2 protein-coding genes are annotated in these 2,494 nt (G+C 45.7%); both read right to left on the bottom strand.

The features are described from left to right. Positions 1-231: 231 nt before the first annotated feature. A complete protein-coding gene (locus HQM11_21425; GenBank protein ID MBF0353600.1) occupies positions 232-1,506 on the bottom strand; it encodes an O-antigen ligase family protein in 1,275 nt (424 codons plus the stop codon). A 292-nt stretch (positions 1,507-1,798) separates the two neighbouring features. Continuing rightward, positions 1,799-2,494: hypothetical protein (locus tag HQM11_21420; protein ID MBF0353599.1), on the bottom strand; the 696-nt coding region annotated here is incomplete at its 5' end.

Here is a 2,494-nt window from a genome sequence, read left to right as displayed (position 1 = left end):
TGACAATAACGATATGAACTCATTTCAGGATTAATACTTCGTAAAGCCATTTCAGGACTAATCGAATTTTATGTAAAATAGTCCCAGGACTATTCAAAAACTGTAAACTTTTTTTAGGACTTGACAGTGTGTCTGCCCGGGATCAGTGCGAACACACAGGTTCGCCCCTACAATTTGTGGCCGAAAATATGATCACCCCCCGAAGAACCCTGCCCGTTGAACGCACTGTCATCATTCATCTAGGCGCGGAAGCGGCAGATTCAGATAAAACAGAATCCCCACGAACACCATCACCAGATTCTGGACTTCCGAATCAAAAAAATTATTATCAAAAATTCCTGCGGTCAGGTGCCCGCAAATTCCACCCAGAAGTCCCCATCCCAAGCCTTTGGTCCAGGCGGAAGAGGATTTTTGAATGACCTGAACATTTCCGTGGAGAATGACGCCAAAAATCAGCAAATGCGCCAATAATCCCAGCACTCCCGTAGAAAATAAAATTTGCAGATACTGATTATGAACTCCCGCTGAGGCTTTATTGTTGAAAACATAGCCTTGATACTGGGTGGAAACCCCTTGTCGATAGTGTTCAAAAGCAGGAACTTCATTGCCCAGACCAACCCCCAACCAGGGATGTTCTTCAATACCCATCCAGGCCGCCTGCCATAAATGCCAACGATCCTGATCATATTCCAGAGATGTCAGCAACAAGCGATTGAGCAGTTGAGGATGGTCAGGCTGATAAAATTGTCGCAACCAACCACTGCCCATCAAACTGATGACCAGGATACCGAAACATCCCAGGGAAAACATGATCCTCCACGCCCTGCGACGAGGAAGCAAAAAAATCAGAACCGACATGCCGGCCAAGCCACCCAGCCACCCACTGCGTGATAAGGAGAACACCAGCGCCAGTGTGCATAACACCGCCCCCAAGCCCCATGTCCAGCGTTCTCGTGAAGACTGATGAATCGCCAATGAGAGAAATAAGGGAACATTCATCAACATCACCCCGGCATAGGTCAAATGATGACTGAAGTTCCCCTTTGCATGAAACACAGTTCCCCCCACCCGTGGATAGGGTGTGATTAATTTGGCCCCGCCCACACGAAACCAGTCCACGCCGTAAAAATGCTGAATAATTCCATAAATCGCCATGAGTCCCATGCCGATCAGATAGATTTTCAACAGCTTCTTCAGATCCACAGTGCCTAACGCTAACGGCAAGACCAGCGGTAACAATAAGCGATAATCTCCTTTTAAAGCGGGAAATACCTCTCTCCATGAATCATGGACCACAGTCGACACCCCGACGACCCCAAACCATAACATGACAAAGAAAAAATATTTTGTATCAAAAAATATATTTTTTTTACAAAAAAGACCTAATAAAAGCAGCATTCCTGTCGCAAACTCAACGGCGGCCAACGAAAAACCGCTGGCGATGAATAAAATATAGATAGTCACGGAAAAAAACCAGGATTGCAGAATTGGGAGTTGATGCCGCATAAAAATCTCAATGATGTTTTGGCACCTTTCAGAAAAGGTGAAAAGCAGTTAACCGTTTGAAGTGTCAGACTGAACGAGGTACGAGCGACGAAGGATTTTAAAGCATGGTGTATAAGATCTCTCCATCGTTGAGATGACAAACTGTAAACAGGAAAATGAACGGTGCCGGAAAAGCACTCAAATCGTTAGGTCTGAATGTGAAACAGATCAAATGCCCATTGGGGCCGTCATTGAAAGCGCAATTCTGAGAGTCGTGAATTTACGATTAAAATCAACCGGTTCCTTGTAGGGTTTAAGGCGTAAACCTGACCCCGAAACTCCAGGCATTGGATGCGAGTGAATTATCCGCGATCTTTCCGAAATTCTCAAAATTTTGCATCAGGATGGAAGCATCGACTCGCCATTGGCGGGACACTTGATAAAACCCCGTCAGTCCCACCTCAGTTTTGTATTCCTGCTGATTTTTTGGGGTTCCCGCAATTCCATGCAATTCTGTGTCTGCGAAAAACATCCAGGAATAATCAGATTTTTCTTGTCCAAAACCTAAAAAACTATCTTCCGAATCAGCGCCCATGTGATGTCCGAGATTGATGCCGTCATACGTCCAACCATTGGTATATTCATGGTGGGTGTACCAGTAAACAATTCCCCGAGTAGCCCGTTGGTCCCGGGGTTGAACATTATTGGCCCGTTCCACGATAAAAAAGAAATCATGATCAAACAGTTGCTTGATGCCAATGAGGTGAGCTTGGGAATGATCCCATTCAATACGGGCATCATTCAAGGTGTGTTCATGATCCTCCCTGCCAAATTCCACATAGAACACATGCTGGATTTCAGGAATTTTGAAGCGGAAGTCCGCATTGAAATCGCCGGTAAACGCACCGGGAGGCAAAGTGCCATTCCAGCGTTGGTGAGCGAATCCATTTTTGCCGGTGTGTGTTTCAAATTCATACCAGGCGTGCGCGGCATCCATTTCTGTTCCATC

This window comes from SAR324 cluster bacterium, assembly GCA_015232315.1.
In the GTDB taxonomy this organism is placed as follows: Bacteria; SAR324; SAR324; order SAR324; family NAC60-12; genus JADFZZ01.
Note: the sequence above shows the minus strand (reverse complement) of the source record. Positions and strands in the feature narration are given on the sequence as shown.